This is a genomic window from Pantoea sp. S-LA4 (assembly GCF_054482835.1).
Genome location: NZ_JBTLRC010000002.1, coordinates 1,984,393 through 2,000,765, shown reverse-complemented (window position 1 = coordinate 2,000,765; position 16,373 = coordinate 1,984,393). Strand labels below are relative to the sequence as shown.

The window sequence follows — 16,373 nt, the reverse complement described above, 5'->3', positions numbered from 1 at the left end:
TGAACTGGCGTTTCAAAAATCGCGTCGGGCGATGGACGCTCAGGAACCGGATCATGTATGGTAGTGGCGCAATTGACAGGGCAGGAGCCGAGGCTCCATGACCGGGCCGCTAATCCCGGTGTTATCAAGCAAGGGGAAGTGATGAAGAACTGGAAAACAAGTGCTGAACAGATTCTGACCACCGGACCGGTCGTGCCGGTGATCGTGGTAAACAAGCTGGAACACGCGGTCCCGATGGCGAAAGCGCTGGTCGCGGGCGGTGTCCGGGTGCTGGAAGTAACGCTGCGTACGCCGGTGGCGATGGATGCGCTGCGTGCGATGATCAAAGAAGTGCCGGAAGCGATTGTCGGTGCGGGTACAGTGATTAATCCTCAGCAACTGCAGGAAGTGACCGAGGCGGGCGCGCAATTTATCATCAGCCCTGGCGTCACGGAGTCGTTACTGAAAGCTGCCGTTGAAGGCCCGGTTCCGTTGATTCCTGGCATCAGCACCGTTTCAGAACTGATGACCGGCATGGACTACGGCCTGCGTGAGTTCAAATTCTTCCCGGCGGAAGCCAACGGCGGTGTGAAAGCGCTGCAGGCGATTGGCGGGCCTTTCCCGCAGGTGCGTTTCTGCCCGACCGGCGGTATCTCTCCGGCCAACTACCGTGACTATCTGGCGCTGAAAAGCGTGCTGTGCATTGGCGGTTCGTGGCTGGTGCCTAACGATGCGCTGGAAGCGGGCGACTGGGATCGGATTACCCGACTGGCGCGTGAAGCGGTAGAAGGGGCGAAGTAAGTTCTGGCGGTGAGCCGAGGCTCACCGCCTTGATATTATCCCTCGACCTTCACCGCTGCCGCGCTGGCGACCGCACGCGCAATCGCCTGAGTGGTGGTGTCACCGCTGGCCAGCGCCACGCCCAGCCGGCGCTGTCCGCTGATCTCTGGCTTGCCGAACAGACGCAGTTGCAGACCGGCACCCAGCGCCGCCCCGACATTCACGAACTGCACATTCTGGCTGGTCAGCTGCGGCAGGATCACCGCCGACGCAGCCGGACCATACTGGCGAATGCCGCCAATTGGCAGACCGAGGAAGGCCCGGACGTGCAGCGCAAATTCTGACAGATCCTGTGAAATCAGCGTCACCATGCCGGTGTCATGTGGACGTGGCGACACTTCGCTGAAGATCACCTCATCACCGCAGACAAACAGCTCAACGCCAAACAGTCCATATCCGCCCAGCGCCTCAACCACCTGCGCTGCAATCGCCTGCGCCCGCTGCAGCGCCAGATCGCTCATCTGCTGCGGCTGCCAGGATTCACGGTAATCGCCATCTTCCTGACGATGACCAATGGGTGCGCAGAAATGAATGCCGTCCACCGCACTGATGGTCAGCAGGGTAATTTCAAAATCAAAGGTCACGACGCCTTCGACGATCACCCGACCGGCACCGGCACGGCCGCCTTGCTGCGCGTATTCCCATGCGCTGTCCAGCTGGCTGGCATCACGGATAAAGCTCTGGCCCTTGCCGGAGGAGCTCATCACCGGTTTCACGATGCAGGGAAAGCCAATCTCCGCGGCAGCCTGGTCGAAACGCGCTTTGCTGTCGGCGAAGCAGTAACGGGAGGTCGGCAGTGACAGCTCTTCGGCAGCCAGACGACGAATACCTTCACGATTCATGGTCAGCTGTGCCGCCCGGGCAGTCGGCACCACGCGCTGTCCCTGCTGCTCCAGCGCCACCAGGGTGTCGGTGGCGATGGCTTCAATTTCCGGCACCACGAAGTCAGGTTTTTCCTGCGCGATCAGCGCGGCCAGCGCCTCGCCATCCAGCATGTTGATCACATAGCTGCGATGCGCCACCTGCATCGCCGGGGCATCGGCGTAGCGATCAACGGCAATCACTTCCACACCCAGACGCTGACACTCCAGCGCCACCTCTTTACCCAGTTCACCTGAACCTAATAGCATCACACGCGTGGCCGCAGGGCGCAGCGCAGTTCCGAGAGTCGTCATAAATTCACCTAAGCAGTCACAAAATGCGCGCGCAGTATAAACGAAAACGATTGCGTACTCATCTTTCTTACCGAACGCTCCGCCGTTTGCCTTACTTTTCCCGCTCTGACGTTTCCTGACATCTTTTTCGTCAGGATGACGGACTACCATCTTAAACAGGAGTGGATGATGAACAACTGGTTGCAACAAATTCAGTCGGTACTGGCGAAGAAGGGCGGCGACAGCAAGTCTGGCGGTGGTTTAAGCGATATGCTGGCACCGGGCGCGTTGGGCGGCCTGGCGGGTATGCTGATTTCCAGTAAATCGTCGCGCAAACTGTTAACCAAATATGGCGGCAAAGCGCTGATCATTGGCGGCGGTGCTGCCGCAGGCGCGGTGCTGTGGAACAAATATAAGCAGCGGGTCAGCGAAGCGCACCAGAATGAACCTGACTTTGGCGCAGCGCAGACGCCCATTGACCTGCGCGCCGAACGTCTGGTCACAGCGCTGGTATTCGCCGCCAAAAGTGATGGTCATATCGACGATCAGGAACGGGCAGCGATTGAGCAGAATATTCATCAGTCTGGTTACGGTCAGGAGGCGGAACAGCTGATTCAGAAAGCGATGAACCGCCCACTCGATCCGCAGTGGCTGGCCGCCGACGTAAAGAACGAAGAGGAGGCGCTGGAGCTTTACTTCCTGAGCTGCGCGGCAATCGACGTCGATCATTTTATGGAACGCAGTTACCTGTCGGCGCTGGGCGATGCGCTAAAAATCCCGCAGGATGTCCGTGACGGTATTCAGCAGGATATCGTGGCAGAGAAGGCCCGCTTACCCGCCAGTTAATCCCCCACTGGCCACCTCCGGTGGCCAGCTTGCTGTTTCCGTACCAGTTGAAGCTTGGCTTCCTGCGCCTTTGGTGCCACGCTTACAGATCATTACTTTCACGGAGACGGATGTCATGAAAGCACCCATCGCAAAGAAAATACCGCATGAGATGACGCTGCATGGTGAAACGCGCGTCGATAACTACTACTGGCTACGCGACGACAAACGTGAAGATAACGAAGTTCTCGATTACCTGCGGGCTGAAAATAATTATGGCCGTAAAATCATGGCCTCTCAGCAACCGCTTCAGGAGCGGGTACTCAAAGAGATCATCGATCGTCTGCCGCCGGAAGACCATTCGGTGCCCTATGTGAAGAACGGGTATCGTTATCAGAGTCGCTATCAGAGCGGCAATGAATATCCGGCTTACTATCGGCAACCCGCCGACAGCGCGGAGTCTGATGAATGGACCTTGCTGCTCGATGCCAATCAGCGCGCCTCGCACAGTGAGTTTTACACCATGGGCGCGCTGCACATCAGCCCGGATAACCAGGTGATGGCGATGGCAGAAGATTTTCTGTCGCGGCGGCAATATGGCATTCGCTTCCGCAATCTGCACAGCGGCAGCTGGTATCCGGAAGTGCTGAGCAACGCCTCCTCCAGCTTTGCCTGGGGCAACGATTCCCGCACCGTCTACTATGTGCAGAAGCATCCACAGACGCTGCTTTCTTATCAGGTCTGGCGGCATGAGCTGGGAACGCCGCAGTGCGACGATCAGCTGGTGTATGAGGAGAAGGATGATACGTTTCACCTCAGCGTGCATAAAACCACCTCAAAACAGTTCATCCTGATCGCGCTGTACAGCACGACCACCAGTGAAATTCAGCTGATCGACGCTAACTTCCCGGATGCGCTACCGCATGTGTTCCTGCCGCGCCGCCGCGATCATGAGTACAGCCTCGACCATTACGATCACCAGTTCTTTATCCGCTCGAATCGCGACGGCAAGAACTTCGGGCTTTATCGCACCCGATATCTGCCTGAGTCCCGCTGGGAGACGTTGATCCCGGCGCGGGATCATGTGGTGATGGAAGATTTCCAGCTATTCCGTGACTGGCTGGTGGTTGAGGAGCGCCAGCGCGGCCTGACCAGCCTGCGCCAGATTAACTGGGCCAGCGGCGAAAACAGCGGCATCGCGTTTGACGATCCGACCTATGTTACCTGGCTGGCCTATAACCCGACGCCCCGCACCAGTAAACTGCGCTACGGTTACTCGTCAATGACCACCCCGACCACGCTGTTTGAGCTGGATATGGATACCGGTGAACGCCGCATTCTGAAACAGACGGCGGTAAAAGGCTTCGACGCGGACGACTACAAAAGCGAGCATCACTGGATCAAAGTCAGCGATGGCACCGAAGTGCCGGTTTCGCTGGTCTATAACCGTAAATACTATCAGCCGGGCCAGAACCCGATGCTGGTCTACGGCTACGGTGCGTATGGCAGCAGTATGGATGCCGATTTCAGCGTCAGCCGTCTGAGCCTGCTGGATCGTGGCTTTGTCTATGCGCTGGTTCAGGTTCGCGGCGGCGGCGAGTTAGGCCAGCAATGGTACGATGCGGGCCGCCTGCTGAATAAGATGAACAGCTTTACCGATTTTATCGACGTAACCCATGCGCTGGTGGCGCGTGGCATCGGGCATCCCGAACGGCTCTACGCGATGGGTGGCAGCGCCGGTGGCCTGCTGATGGGCGCGGTGATCAATATGGCACCGCAGCGTTTCCACGGCGTGGTGGCGCAGGTGCCGTTTGTGGATGTGGTGACCACCATGCTCGATGAGTCGATCCCACTGACAACCGGCGAATATGATGAGTGGGGCAATCCCAATCAGGCGGAATACTATCACTACATCCGCCAGTACAGCCCTTACGACAATATCGAAGCCAAAGCCTATCCCCATTTGCTGGTGACGACCGGCCTGCACGATTCGCAGGTCCAGTACTGGGAACCGGCAAAATGGGTGGCGAAGCTCAGATCAATGAAAACCGACAATAACCTGTTGCTGCTCTGTACCGACATGGATGCCGGTCACGGCGGCAAGTCCGGTCGCTATAAAGCCTACGAAGGGGTGGCGATGGAGTACGCCTTTATCCTCGGACTGGCGCAGGGGACGCTACCCCCGACCGGAGACTACTGAGCCTCGCTGAGGCATTTCCGCAGCGCCTGCCGTAATGGCGGGCGCAGATCGGCCACGTTATCCAGCATCCATTTCAGGTAGCCCGGATCTTTACGGGCGATCACTGCAATCGCCTGACCACGATATTTGCCGAACGGCAGAACATCGTCGCGCTGCGCCGCCGGTTGCGAGCGCACAATCATCTCGGATGCGCTCCAGCCTGAGGTTTCCATAATGCGTATTAACAGCGCGGCGGTGACATAACAGTCATAGAGCGCGCGGTGCGCATGCAGGTCGGCGGGCGGCGTGACGTCCAGCTTCAGCGAGTGCCGCAGCGCCTGATTGCCATATTTGATGCCCGGCCACAGCTGACGCGCCAGCTGCATGGTGCAGATCCACTCACCGTACATCTCTGGCAACATGCGACGATCGAAGCTGGCGTTATGCGCCACGTAGAAGGCGCTGCCGTGGTAGCGGGAAATCGCCTGTTCAATGGTCGGCTTGTCGGCCACCATCGCTTCGGTAATGCGATGCACCGCCATTGCCTGCCGGCTGATAGGGCGGTCAGGCCGGATCAGATCGCTCATCGGGTTAACAATCTGGCCGTTGATCACATCCACCGACGCCACTTCCACCACGCCGCCCTGCAGGCCGCAGGTTTCGGTATCAATTACGCGTAACATCATTATTTCATCTTCGGTTCATAAGGCAGGCGCGACAGGCTGAGTGACGCCTGGCGATAGTGCATCAGTCGCTGACGAAACCAGTCGCGTAGCGCCTCGGGCTGTTCCTGAGCGACCATCTCTGCGACCACCGGCATATTATAGCGCTCTTTGAACGCCACACCCGCTGCCGCCAAATCGACATTGATTTTGTCTTTCTCTTCCCGGGACAGCCGGGCAAGGTTATGACTCATAGTGTTCTCCTGATGATGTGGGGCAAAAGTAATGTTTTCCCCGGCCTGAATCAAGGGTTAAGGATCGCATCGCTGGCCTCGACACCATAAAACGAGCAGCGTATCCTTTCGCCACGTTTGTCGCGTCAACGGTTGTTAAAAGGATGATCTTATGCAGAAAAAAGCGGTTTCCCGCATGATCGCTGCGCTGGCGGTTGTCGCTGGCCTGAGTTTCAGTCAGTTTGCGCTGGCCCATGCTCATCTTCAGTCATCAAATCCGGCGGCTAACGCGCAGGTGACCTCTTCAGCGGATGTGCTGACGCTGAATTTTAGCGAAGATATTGAGGCGGCATTCAGCGGCGTGACCTTGCTGGATGCGGCACAACAGCCGGTAGCGACCGGCAAAGCGCGAGTCGCGGCGAAACAGGCCAGTCATCTGATTATTGATCTGCCGCAGCCGCTTAAAGCCGGTGACTATCAGGTTAACTGGCATGTGCTGTCGGTTGACGGGCATAAAACCTCAGGAAGCTACCGCTTCAGCGTGAAATAATCGTGGTGGAGACCCTGTGGGTAAGCCTGCGCGGGCTGCATTTTGCCGCCCTGATGCTGCTGACCGCGAGTGCAGGTTACTCTGCGCTACTGGCACCGGCACGCTACCGTCCACGGCTGGCGATTGGCTTAAACCCCTTGTTGCAGTGGAGCGCGTGGCTGGCGCTGCTGAGCGCACTGGCGATGCTGGCCTGCCAGAACGTCTTGATGAGCGGCGACAGCGCCAACCTGGCCGAGGGTGCCATCTGGCTGGCGGTGCTGGGTACCCGCTTTGGCGTTGTGTGGCAATGGGAGATGCTGTTCAGCGTTTTAGCCGTCGCAGGGCTGTGGCTGAACGGGCGACTGCGAGCGCAGACGTTACTGCTGACTGGCGTGCTGCAACTGGCTTCTCTGGCCTTCACTGGACATGCAGCGATGCATGAAGGCTGGCCCGGCCTGTTACACCTGATCAATCAGGCTTTGCATCTGATTGCGGCGGCGTTCTGGGCCGGTGGTTTGTTACCGCTGCTGTTATTGATGCGCGAGGCGCGGCAGATTGAGCGCCGCACGGATGCTATCCGTACCATGATGCGTTTTTCCCGTTATGGTCATCTGGCCGTTGCGTTAACGCTGCTCACTGGCGCGATCAACAGTCTGATGATCCTCGGCTGGCCGCTGACGTGGCCCGATTCACCTTATGTGATATTACTGCTGTGCAAGGTGTTGCTGGTGGCGTTAATGGTGCTGGTGGCGCTGATCAATCGTTACTGGCTGGTGCCACGCTTTCGTCTGGCGGGCAGTGGGACGCAGCAAAAATTTATCCGCATGACCCAGCTGGAACTGCTGCTGGCGTGTGGAGTGGTTGGGCTGGTCAGCGTTTTTGCCACGCTGTCGCCAGCCTGAATATTATTTAAGAGATGCGTAAAGGTAAGTTATGTTGCTGAAGAAAGTGATTCCCGCAGTCCTGTTGTTATCCCTATGCGGCCAGGCGCTGGCGGCGCAGATCATTACCGTCAGCCGTTTTGAAATCGGTAAAGACAAATGGCCGTTTAACCGTGAAGAGGTGATGCTGACCTGTGAAAAAGACGGTTCGCTGTTTGCCATTAACCCCAGCACCCTGATGCAGTATCCGCTGAATGACAAAGCAGAGCAGCTGTTTAAAAACAAACAGGTGAAAGCACAACCGATCAGCGTGATTCAGAGTGAAGATAAAGCGAATCCGGGCCATATGATGAGCCTGCAGCCGATTGTTGAGCGCACCCAGGCGTTGTGCGGTAAATAAACCCGCCGGGTACAGTGCCACGCTGTACCCGAATTCCACTGTTTTCTGCCGTTGCGATCACAAACTGTTCCAGATTCCGGCCTCCAGCCTCGCGCTGACTGGCAAATCCTGTGCGCTGATCTAATCTTAACGTGTAAGGCGAAACCGCCTTCATGAATGCCAACTTTTAGCGCACGGCTCCTTGAGAGCCATTTCCCTGGACCGAATATAGGAATCGTATTCGGTCTTTTTTTGTTTAATTATCAAGATAAAAATCAGATCCACAAGATTCCCTATCCGATATTGTCCTTTCAGACCATCGCAGATTTTCCTCTCCGGAATGGAGATACTTTTCAGTCATCATTTCTGGCTGATGTCCTGCTGTGTTTAGCGAATAATTTGTCACATTCACTTTCAACGGTCGCACCGGCAGTTAACTGATTCCAGAAAAGATGAGGGGATTAATGATTAGCCCGATATCGGCATTGTTCCGCGTTTTAACGAACCCTTCAGCCAGACTATCGGAGTAAAAAAATCATCAGGGCTGATCATACAGATGCTTACGAGACGGCAGGATCAATGCCGGGTATTATGATTTTATCAGAATGAGCTTTATCGGGTCTGACATACAATCGGGTTAAAATCCTTTACAGATTATTGAATTGATCAATTCAAAGGTGTCATGGTAATCCATTATTAATACAATTAATTGCTTATCTCAGGAGGTCAGGTTTATTTGCGTGGGGTTGTGATGCAGACAGGAATTTATAGTCATAAAGGGTTCGTCACACCCATCCTCCCTGACAACTTAACTCAGTTTAAGGCGAATAAAAAAAGAGCAACGCGCACGCAAAAGCCACCTTAACTTTGTTCAGAACGGTCTCCCCGAAAGTTAACTTGAACCTCGGAATTCCAACCGTTAGCGAGTTTTTTTGCTCAATAGATAGCCGTACTTCAGGATACCGTAGCCAGCAGGTTGTGGTTTCTATCACGGTTAAATAAATGCAGATACAAGAAATTTTATCATCCTGTTGCTACGGCGAATCCCCTGTTCAGCAGAGATCAATCTGATAAGTAATTTGAAAAGCCAGGTTACGTCGATAGGCCTTAATTGGTGTTATCCCATTATGATGATTGAGTTCACTATCTATCCTAAGTAACAATTAAGAAGTTGTTGCCAAATATCGCGGTGAAAAATTTGTTACATAAAGCGGTTAATTAAATGCCTGATCATCAGGTGTGCGTCAGGTCTCATTATTTTAGAAGTAATAGGATAAAAATGGTTTTTTTTGTCGCCATTTGAAATTTATTTTTTCCTGTAAATTATTTAATTTCCTTTACTATCAGAGGCTTTACTGGCTTTTATTAAAGCAGGGTTTGATTTTGAGGTCGGTTTGCTTAAATGGTATAAACAACCTGCAGCGCTGCTTCCTTTAAGCTTGATACTTCTTTGGGAGATTTAAAATATGGAAATTTTAAACATTAAGCAGTCAACCTTTGTTGCTGGTACAAGGGGTGCCTGTGGTCCTGCCTATGCTGGTGCCGGCGCCCGACAAAGCCAACAGAGCAGTGGCAATCGCACCGCTGGCAGTAATGGAAATGATGACATTTATGCAGGTACCGATGACTGTGTGATATCAATTGGCTCAGGCGCGTTGGGCGGTATAAAAGGCGAGCCAGCGGGAGCACTCATAGGTGACCTGTCAAACGGGTATGGCGCATGTATTGGTAGCTCAAACAATGGTACTGGGGGAGGGGCATCTCAATCAGGGGCCGGAAACTGCTCTGGTGGAATAGGTGGCGTATGCAATTAGAAAAGCATGCAAAAAAAATCACCTGCCTTATAGATTTTGCGGTAATGGCCCTGTGCATCGTTTTTAATGTGTCTTTTCTGCATGGTGTTTGCCTGTGGGATTCGACGTATTTTGACATACCGAGAGATATTTCCAGATATGCATTATACCTCACTAGCCTTATCGGGGCTGTGACGATAAGTAAAAAGGTCGCTGACTTTTTAATACGATGTATTATAAAATCCTGATGGGCTGAATTTAAAGTCCACCCCGGTGGACTTTTTACTACTTTTTCTCTCACTATTCATAATGCTGAGCCATTAAGCTGGTCGCGGTTATCTGCTCACTAGATATACCATTGGTCGATTTTGCCATTTGGCAAAAATTGAGAGGAGAGTATTTATTGGCGGCGCTGAACGGTCAGGCCTGTTAGTACCAGGCGTTATCGTGATCGGAGAGCCTATTAAAATGTCACCTGACTGCATTTTCTTCTGGAACGAGAGCAATACCAACCCGGCATCAAATTAGGCGGACAGACCAGAGTCCGGCATGCAGCCAAACGCTACTCAGAGCAGTTTGTCACCTGTTGAACAGGTGACAATCGGCATTGGATCGCCAACACTCATAACTTAATCATCTGTGATGCCAACGGTTTCTTCACCGTACTTTATAACCTCTTCGATCAGCTGATACTCACTAAGCAAGCCGCGCTCAACAAGGCACATACATGGCCCGACCTGCGTATCATTCTGATTGATCGGGTTGGCGTCATCTGCAACGTCATGACTGGCCACAAACAGACTCAGCCGGATAGTCAGTACAAAACCATCACATCGCCATCCTCAGCCCGCCAATAAACTTGTTATCACTCGCGTTTGGCTTATCCTTACAGCTCAATCAAAGGGAGGTATGTTTATGAAAGCTGCAATTGCTAACAGTGAGCACCAGGTTGATGTTGTAGAAAAAACTCTGCGCCCGCTGAAGAATGGCGAAGCACGGCTGCGGATGGAGTGCTGCGGAGTTTGCCATACCGATCTGCATGTGAAGAACGGTGACTTTGGCGACAAAACGGGCGTAACGCTCGGGCATGAAGGTATCGGTATCGTGGAGGAAGTGGCGCCCGATGTTACCTCGCTCAAGCCTGGCGATCGCGCCAGCGTGGCGTGGTTCTTTAAGGGCTGCGGACACTGCGAATATTGTAACTCGGGTAACGAAACGCTCTGCCGCGACGTAGTCAATGCCGGTTATACCGTTGATGGTGGCATGGCTGAAGAGTGTATCGTGGTAGCGGATTATTCGGTCAAAGTACCGGAAGGGCTCGACCCTTATGCGGCCAGCAGCGTGACCTGCGCTGGCGTCACCACCTATAAAGCGGTGAAGGTGTCAGAAGTGAAACCCGGTCAATGGATTGCTATTTACGGGCTCGGCGGGCTGGGCAACCTCGCACTGCAATACGCGAAGAATGTCTTCAACGCCAAGGTTATCGCCGTGGATATCAGCGAAGGTCAGCTTGAACTGGCGAAACAGATGGGTGCCGATCTGGTAGTCAACTCCGCTACGCAGGATGCGGCTGCAGTTATTCAGGAAAAAACCGGTGGCGCACATGCGGCAGTGGTGACCGCCGTCGCTAAAGCGGCGTTTAACTCGGCTGTTGACGCGGTCCGTGCCGGTGGTCGGGTTGTCGCGGTCGGGCTGCCGCCTGAAGAGATGAGCCTGAATATTCCGCGACTGGTGCTGGACGGCATTCAGGTAGTGGGCTCGCTGGTCGGAACCCGTAACGATCTGGCTGAGGCTTTCCAGTTTGCTGCAGAAGGGAAGGTGGTGCCTAAAGTCACCAAACGGAAAATCGGCGAAATCAATACCATCTTCGATGAGATGCTTCAGGGAACCATTCGCGGCAGGATGGTGATCGATTTTACCGGTCAGTCAGCCTGATAGCGGAACGTTCGAATCTGTAGCCCGCGCTATGCGGGCTTTTTTACGCCCCAGCACCGCCACAACTGGATGCCAGCAAAGGAAGAGAGTACCAGGTAGGCTTCAACTGCGGGCTGATTCTGCCAGTAAAGCAGAAGTGCAGGTCGGTGCATCTGCTGAACGATAAGAAAAAACCTCGCCGTAGCGAGGTTAATGCGTCAGGCTGCCTTACACCAGGCTGACCGAGAGCAGGGTAATCTCTGCGGTTTGCAGCGACATGTCCTTCTTAATCTCAAACATATAGGCTTCCAGCGCCTCTTCGACATCATGGCCTTCGATGAAAGCATGGGCGGTAACGTGATCTTCGCCTTTCGGCTTTATTACATAAGAAACGAACCACTTCTTATTCTGCATAATCAGCTTCCTTCTCTGTCTTAAATCATTTACCACGTGACCAGCGATGCTGGCTACTCAATCGGGGCGGGATGGAGCAGGTCAATCACGTCATCGATCTCATTGCTGGCCGCGTGGCGATCAAGTGCGACAGCGTAGTAGCGGCCTTTACAGTAGTGCCGCGTCACGGTTACCCGATGACCGGTATCACCATCAGCCTCATCGCCGGTTGCGGTTCGCAGATGCGGCGGGATCACCAGCTCCGTTTCGAGTTCATCAGCTTCGATAATCAGATGACCACCGTCGCTGGAAAGTAGCAGATGCTGAACGCTCATTGTCTCTCCTCTGTTGATCTCATGGGTACCGGAAAAGTGTAGCGCAAGGCTGTGAGGGCGCAGTGGGTGCGGCAAAGGCTTTTGCTGACCAATAAAAAAGCCCCGCTGACGGGGCTTAATGCAGAGAGGGGCACAACGCTGAGATCAGCCAGGCTGGTTGGCCAGTTTAGGTTTCAGCACCCGTTTGCCGATCTGGATACCTGGCTTCTCGACATATTTATACAGCAGCGACGCCAGCGCATAGGTGACCGGAATAGCGGTCACGCAGACGATCAGAAAGCGCACCAGATCGCTTTTAAATTCGATGTCGGTATGGTTAAGCAGCAGAGCGATCAGTGGAATCACAATCAGCAGATGCAGCAGGTAAACCGAAAACGACACGTCGCCCAGCCAGGTGCTCAGGCGGTTATTGAGCAGCTTACGCGGCAGCATAATCAGTCGTGCCATCACGCTGTTTTCGCGGTACTGCCACAGAATCGCGGTCATCCCGACAATCATCAGCGCTTCCATAATCACCTGCAGCTTAATCGCTTCCAGACCAATCGCCACGCTGGCGACCGGGCCCAGTAGCGCATAGGCCACGTAAAGCAGGGATTTACGGCGAATCGCTTCGGCCAGCAGCATTCCCGACAGGAACATGTTGAGCTTAATCAGGATCATCGACGGCATCTCAAAGGCTTCGTAGTAATCCGCCAGCAGATAACGTCCGGCGCAGCACAGCGCCATAATACCAATCAGTGAAGTCGCATAGCCGAATCGCAGCGTCACCAGCATGATGAACGGGAACAGCAGATAGAACTGCATCTCCAGACCAATGCTCCAGTCCGGCAGCACGGTATTGAAGCCATATTCAGGCAACAGGCCAAACAGGAAGCTGAAATGAGTGAGAATATTGGTCAGTGACTGATCGGTGTAACGGGATGACTCGGTCGCGGTGCCTGAGTAGAAATGGGCAATGGTATCGCGCATCTCACCGAACCACGGACCGTAAATCAGGGCGATAATTAGCAACAGGTAATAGAGCGGGGCGATACGGAAAAAACGACGGATCCAGAATTTTTTAATGGTTTCAGCGTGCTGCCACGGCTCTTTTTGCTGGCGCTCAACGTAGTTTTTCGCCATCAGATAACCGGAAAGCAAAATAAACAGATCGACCCCAATCCCCGGTGACGAAATCAGCGTGATATGACAATGCACCAGCAGACTGATATGGCCGACCAGTACCCAAAGAGAGGCGATACCGCGTAACCCCTCCAGCTCCGTTGACCATCCTCGTGTTGCAGACATGAAAAATTCCTCGGTTTCCGTTTTATCCGTCTTTGGGCGCTCACTTAGCCTCAAGGCTGTGATTAAGTAAACGGGGCGACAACAAAGTGGGAAAATTCCGAGCGGAGTTTAACCGGAAAATCGAGGAGAAACAGGCAACAGTCAGCAGTCGCTTAACGACGAGCGACTCGCTGTCGTTAAGCGACGTTAATCATTCGTCAGGCCGCATCAGGCCAGCTTTAACAGGATCATACCGGCCAGCAGCAGGGTTAACCCGGCCCAGCCTTTTCTGTTGAGACGCTGGCCAAATAAGACCCAACCGGCCGCGACCGTGGCGATAATCCCAAAACCACCCCAGACCGCATAGGCCACCGATAATTCGATGCCTTTGACGGCTTGTGCCAGCGCACTAAAGGCCAGCAGTACCGATGCCAGTGAGAGCGCACCAATCAGCGGTTTCTTAAAGCCATTGGAGTATTTAAGAAAAATATTAGCGGCAATTTCCAGCACGATCGCCAGCGCCAGCCAGGCGGGATGAACCAGATCAGCGATGACCATGGCTCACCTCCGGCGTGGCCAGGGTGCCGGTTTTGATCAGCACAATGCCAGCCACCAGCGTCACCAGGCCACCGAGTTTCAGTAGGGTCAGGGTTTCGCCAAACAGCTGCACGCTGAACAGGGTAATCAGCATAATGCCAATCCCTTCCCACAGCGCATAAGCCACGCCTAACGCAATGCGTTTAATGGCGAAGCTCAGCAAGATATAGGAGCAGGTAATCATCCCCAGCATCATCAGGTAGCCCGACTGGCTGCCGCTCAGGCTGGACCATTTCATAAACAGGGTGCCGATAATTTCAGTAGCAATAGCGAGTGATAATATGATCCATGCACGCATGGTTTTTCTCCAGCAACGATAACTATTCCTGCCATCACAACGGTGTCAGCAGACGCAGAATTTAGTCGAAGTGGAAAGGGGACTACAGGGCGCTGCGCCAGTGCCGATCGGCGGCGTTCCAGCCAGAGAGGAAAGGGGTAAAAGTGACAGGGATTGAAATGAACATTCTGCTCATAATATTCACGACGCATCCACTTTGTTGCTTCTCATCAGTGGACGAAGCAGGCCTCCGGTTATAAACACGCCAGATTTATAGCATTTTGCCTGATGGGTAATCAATAGCAGGATATGCTTCGTTTTGGGTTGATTTAGGTTTATCACAATGAAAAGTGATCGCGATAAGGAGGAATATGTTAATCAGAGGTGAAGGTAAAAAACAGCCGGGCAACAAGGTACCCGGCCGGAATTACGTGACAACGTCACTGATTACTCAGCACGCTGCGGTACCTTACGCACCGGGGCATCGCCGGCAACGTAATAGCGGGCGGTGCTACGCGGCAGCGGATCGCGACCACGGATGATATCGGCAATCTTCTCGCCAATCATAATAGTGGTGGCGTTGAGATTGCCGGTGATGATCAACGGCATGATCGACGCATCGACCACGCGTAAGCCTTCGAGGCCATGCACTTTGCCTTCCCCATCGACCACGGACATCTCGTCGTAACCCATCTTACAGGTGCCGCACGGGTGATAAGCGGTTTCGCCGTGGTTACGCACGAACTCATCCAGCTGCTCGTCAGTCTGGCACTCCAGCCCCGGACTGATTTCACGGCCGCGGTATTTATCCAGCGCCGGCTGGTTAATGATCTCACGGGTGATACGAATCGCATCACGGAACTCGTGCCAGTCCTGCTCATGCGACATGTAGTTGAACAGAATGGCCGGATGCCGGCGCGGATCGCGTGACTTCAGGCGAACGTGACCACGGCTCGGTGAGCGCATTGAGCCGACGTGACACTGGAAACCGTGTGCATCGACCGCATTCGAACCGTTGTAGTTAATCGCCACCGGCAGGAAGTGATACTGAATATTCGGCCAGCTGAACTCTTCACGGCTGCGGATAAAGCCACCCGCTTCAAACTGGTTGCTGGCGCCAATTCCGCTGCCGTTGAACATCCATTCGGCACCGATTTTCGGCTGATTCCACCATTTCAGGGCCGGATAGAGCGACACCGGCTCTTTGCATTCATACTGCAGATACATCTCCAGATGGTCCTGCAGGTTTTCACCCACGCCTGGCAGATCGTGCACCAGTGGGATATCAAACTGCTTCAGCAGTTCAGGCGAACCGACGCCGGAACGCTGCAGGATCTGCGGCGAAGCGATGGCGCCAGCGCACAACAGCACCTCGCGACGCGCGGTCACTTTGTTGATGCTGTTGCTGTCACCCTGCAGATACTCCACGCCGACCGCACGTTTGCCGTCGAACACAATCCGATCGGTGGTGGCATGGGTAATGATTTTCAGGTTTGGCCGGCCTTTAGCCTGATCCAGGTAGCCGCGCGCGGTGCTGGAACGGCGTCCCTGTGGCGTCACGGTGCGGTCCATCGGACCAAAACCTTCCTGCTGGAAACCGTTGAGATCGTCGGTGCGCGGATAACCCGCCTGCACACCGGCTTCAATCATCGCTTCAAACAGCACGTTATTGCCCGCTTTTGGCGTCGCCACACAAACCGGACCGTCACCGCCGTGGAACTCATTCGGGCCGATATCGCGGGTTTCCGCTTTACGGTAGTAAGGCAGGCAGTCGGGATAGCTCCAGTGCTCCAGACCGGGCGCGGTGGCCCAGTTGTCGAGATCCATCGCATTACCGCGGATATAACACATGCCGTTAATCAGCGACGAACCGCCCAGACCTTTGCCGCGACCACACTCCATGCGGCGATTGTTCATGTAAGGCTCAGGTTCGGTTTCGTACGCCCAGTTATAACGTTTTCCCTGCAAGGGATAGGCCAGCGCCGCAGGCATCTGGGTCCTGAAATCAAATCGATAATCCGGGCCGCCCGCTTCCAGCAACAGCACATTCACGTTGCTGTCCTCGGTCAGACGGGTGGCCAAAACGTTCCCTGCGGATCCGGCTCCAATAATGATGTAATCAAATTCCATTCATCGT

At 54.2% G+C, this 16,373-nt stretch carries 17 protein-coding genes; 7 read left to right on the top strand and 10 right to left on the bottom strand.

Going from position 1 to position 16,373, the window contains the following annotated elements; all coding sequences use genetic code 11:
* The first annotated feature begins 141 nt into the window (after nt 1-141).
* A complete protein-coding gene (locus ACX3P5_RS10240; RefSeq protein ID WP_094119984.1) occupies nt 142-780 on the top strand; it encodes a bifunctional 4-hydroxy-2-oxoglutarate aldolase/2-dehydro-3-deoxy-phosphogluconate aldolase in 639 nt (212 codons plus the stop codon).
* A gap of 35 nt (nt 781-815) precedes the next feature.
* On the opposite strand, the gene purT is transcribed toward ACX3P5_RS10240, so the two are convergent.
* Nucleotides 816-1,994 (bottom strand): formate-dependent phosphoribosylglycinamide formyltransferase, encoded by a 1,179-nt coding sequence (gene purT / locus ACX3P5_RS10235; protein ID WP_458968654.1) that lies wholly within the window; start codon nt 1,992-1,994, stop codon nt 816-818.
* Nucleotides 1,995-2,162: 168 nt separating this feature from the next.
* On the opposite strand from purT, the gene ACX3P5_RS10230 reads away from it, so the two are divergent.
* Nucleotides 2,163-2,819 (top strand): tellurite resistance TerB family protein, encoded by a 657-nt coding sequence (locus ACX3P5_RS10230; RefSeq protein WP_094119983.1) that lies wholly within the window; start codon nt 2,163-2,165, stop codon nt 2,817-2,819.
* A gap of 115 nt (nt 2,820-2,934) precedes the next feature.
* Nucleotides 2,935-4,998, top strand: coding sequence for a prolyl oligopeptidase family serine peptidase (locus ACX3P5_RS10225; RefSeq protein ID WP_458968653.1), 2,064 nt, complete (start codon nt 2,935-2,937; stop codon nt 4,996-4,998).
* Here the strand turns inward: ACX3P5_RS10225 and exoX are convergent.
* A complete protein-coding gene (gene exoX / locus ACX3P5_RS10220) occupies nt 4,992-5,660 on the bottom strand; it encodes an exodeoxyribonuclease X (RefSeq protein ID WP_458969179.1) in 669 nt (222 codons plus the stop codon). The genes ACX3P5_RS10225 and exoX overlap by 7 nt on opposite strands.
* Before the next feature lie 2 nt (nt 5,661-5,662).
* Nucleotides 5,663-5,893 (bottom strand): DNA polymerase III subunit theta, encoded by a 231-nt coding sequence (locus tag ACX3P5_RS10215; RefSeq protein ID WP_094119981.1) that lies wholly within the window; start codon nt 5,891-5,893, stop codon nt 5,663-5,665.
* Nucleotides 5,894-6,044: 151 nt separating this feature from the next.
* On the opposite strand from ACX3P5_RS10215, the gene copC reads away from it, so the two are divergent.
* Genes copC through ACX3P5_RS10200 form a run of 3 tightly spaced genes read left to right on the top strand, consistent with a single transcriptional unit; the run spans nt 6,045 to nt 7,682 of the window.
* Nucleotides 6,045-6,422: a copper homeostasis periplasmic binding protein CopC gene (copC, locus tag ACX3P5_RS10210; protein WP_458968652.1), complete on the top strand. Its 378-nt coding sequence runs from the start codon at nt 6,045-6,047 to the stop codon at nt 6,420-6,422.
* A gap of 5 nt (nt 6,423-6,427) precedes the next feature.
* Nucleotides 6,428-7,303, top strand: a complete 876-nt coding sequence (gene copD, locus ACX3P5_RS10205) for a copper homeostasis membrane protein CopD (RefSeq protein ID WP_458969178.1) — start codon at nt 6,428-6,430, stop codon at nt 7,301-7,303.
* Between the two features lie 31 nt (nt 7,304-7,334).
* On the top strand, nt 7,335-7,682 hold the full coding sequence (locus ACX3P5_RS10200) for a YebY family protein (protein ID WP_233987949.1): 348 nt from the start codon (nt 7,335-7,337) through the stop codon (nt 7,680-7,682).
* A 2,401-nt stretch (nt 7,683-10,083) separates the two neighbouring features.
* On the opposite strand, the gene ACX3P5_RS10195 is transcribed toward ACX3P5_RS10200, so the two are convergent.
* Nucleotides 10,084-10,248, bottom strand: coding sequence for a hypothetical protein (locus tag ACX3P5_RS10195; protein ID WP_458968651.1), 165 nt, complete (start codon nt 10,246-10,248; stop codon nt 10,084-10,086).
* Nucleotides 10,249-10,369: 121 nt separating this feature from the next.
* Between ACX3P5_RS10195 and adhP the strand changes: the two genes are divergently transcribed.
* Nucleotides 10,370-11,389: an alcohol dehydrogenase AdhP gene (gene adhP, locus ACX3P5_RS10190; protein ID WP_233987950.1), complete on the top strand. Its 1,020-nt coding sequence runs from the start codon at nt 10,370-10,372 to the stop codon at nt 11,387-11,389.
* 207 nt (nt 11,390-11,596) lie between these two features.
* Here adhP and ACX3P5_RS10185 read toward each other — a convergent pair whose 3' ends face one another.
* The 6 genes from ACX3P5_RS10185 to betA all read right to left on the bottom strand — a co-directional run bounded on the left by ACX3P5_RS10185 (nt 11,597) and on the right by betA (nt 16,366).
* Nucleotides 11,597-11,782, bottom strand: coding sequence for a hypothetical protein (locus ACX3P5_RS10185; protein WP_233987951.1), 186 nt, complete (start codon nt 11,780-11,782; stop codon nt 11,597-11,599).
* A gap of 53 nt (nt 11,783-11,835) precedes the next feature.
* Nucleotides 11,836-12,096: a hypothetical protein gene (locus tag ACX3P5_RS10180; RefSeq protein WP_233987952.1), complete on the bottom strand. Its 261-nt coding sequence runs from the start codon at nt 12,094-12,096 to the stop codon at nt 11,836-11,838.
* Nucleotides 12,097-12,240: 144 nt separating this feature from the next.
* Nucleotides 12,241-13,383: an acyltransferase family protein gene (locus ACX3P5_RS10175; protein ID WP_458968650.1), complete on the bottom strand. Its 1,143-nt coding sequence runs from the start codon at nt 13,381-13,383 to the stop codon at nt 12,241-12,243.
* Between the two features lie 207 nt (nt 13,384-13,590).
* Nucleotides 13,591-13,920: a multidrug/spermidine efflux SMR transporter subunit MdtI gene (gene mdtI, locus ACX3P5_RS10170; protein WP_233987954.1), complete on the bottom strand. Its 330-nt coding sequence runs from the start codon at nt 13,918-13,920 to the stop codon at nt 13,591-13,593.
* On the bottom strand, nt 13,907-14,257 hold the full coding sequence (mdtJ, locus tag ACX3P5_RS10165; RefSeq protein WP_458968649.1) for a multidrug/spermidine efflux SMR transporter subunit MdtJ: 351 nt from the start codon (nt 14,255-14,257) through the stop codon (nt 13,907-13,909). The genes mdtI and mdtJ overlap by 14 nt, the downstream gene beginning before the upstream one ends.
* Before the next feature lie 426 nt (nt 14,258-14,683).
* The gene (gene betA, locus ACX3P5_RS10160; RefSeq protein WP_262287672.1) at nt 14,684-16,366 is read right to left on the bottom strand and encodes a choline dehydrogenase; all 1,683 of its coding nucleotides are present in this window, start codon (nt 16,364-16,366) and stop codon (nt 14,684-14,686) included.
* Nucleotides 16,367-16,373: the final 7 nt, after the last annotated feature.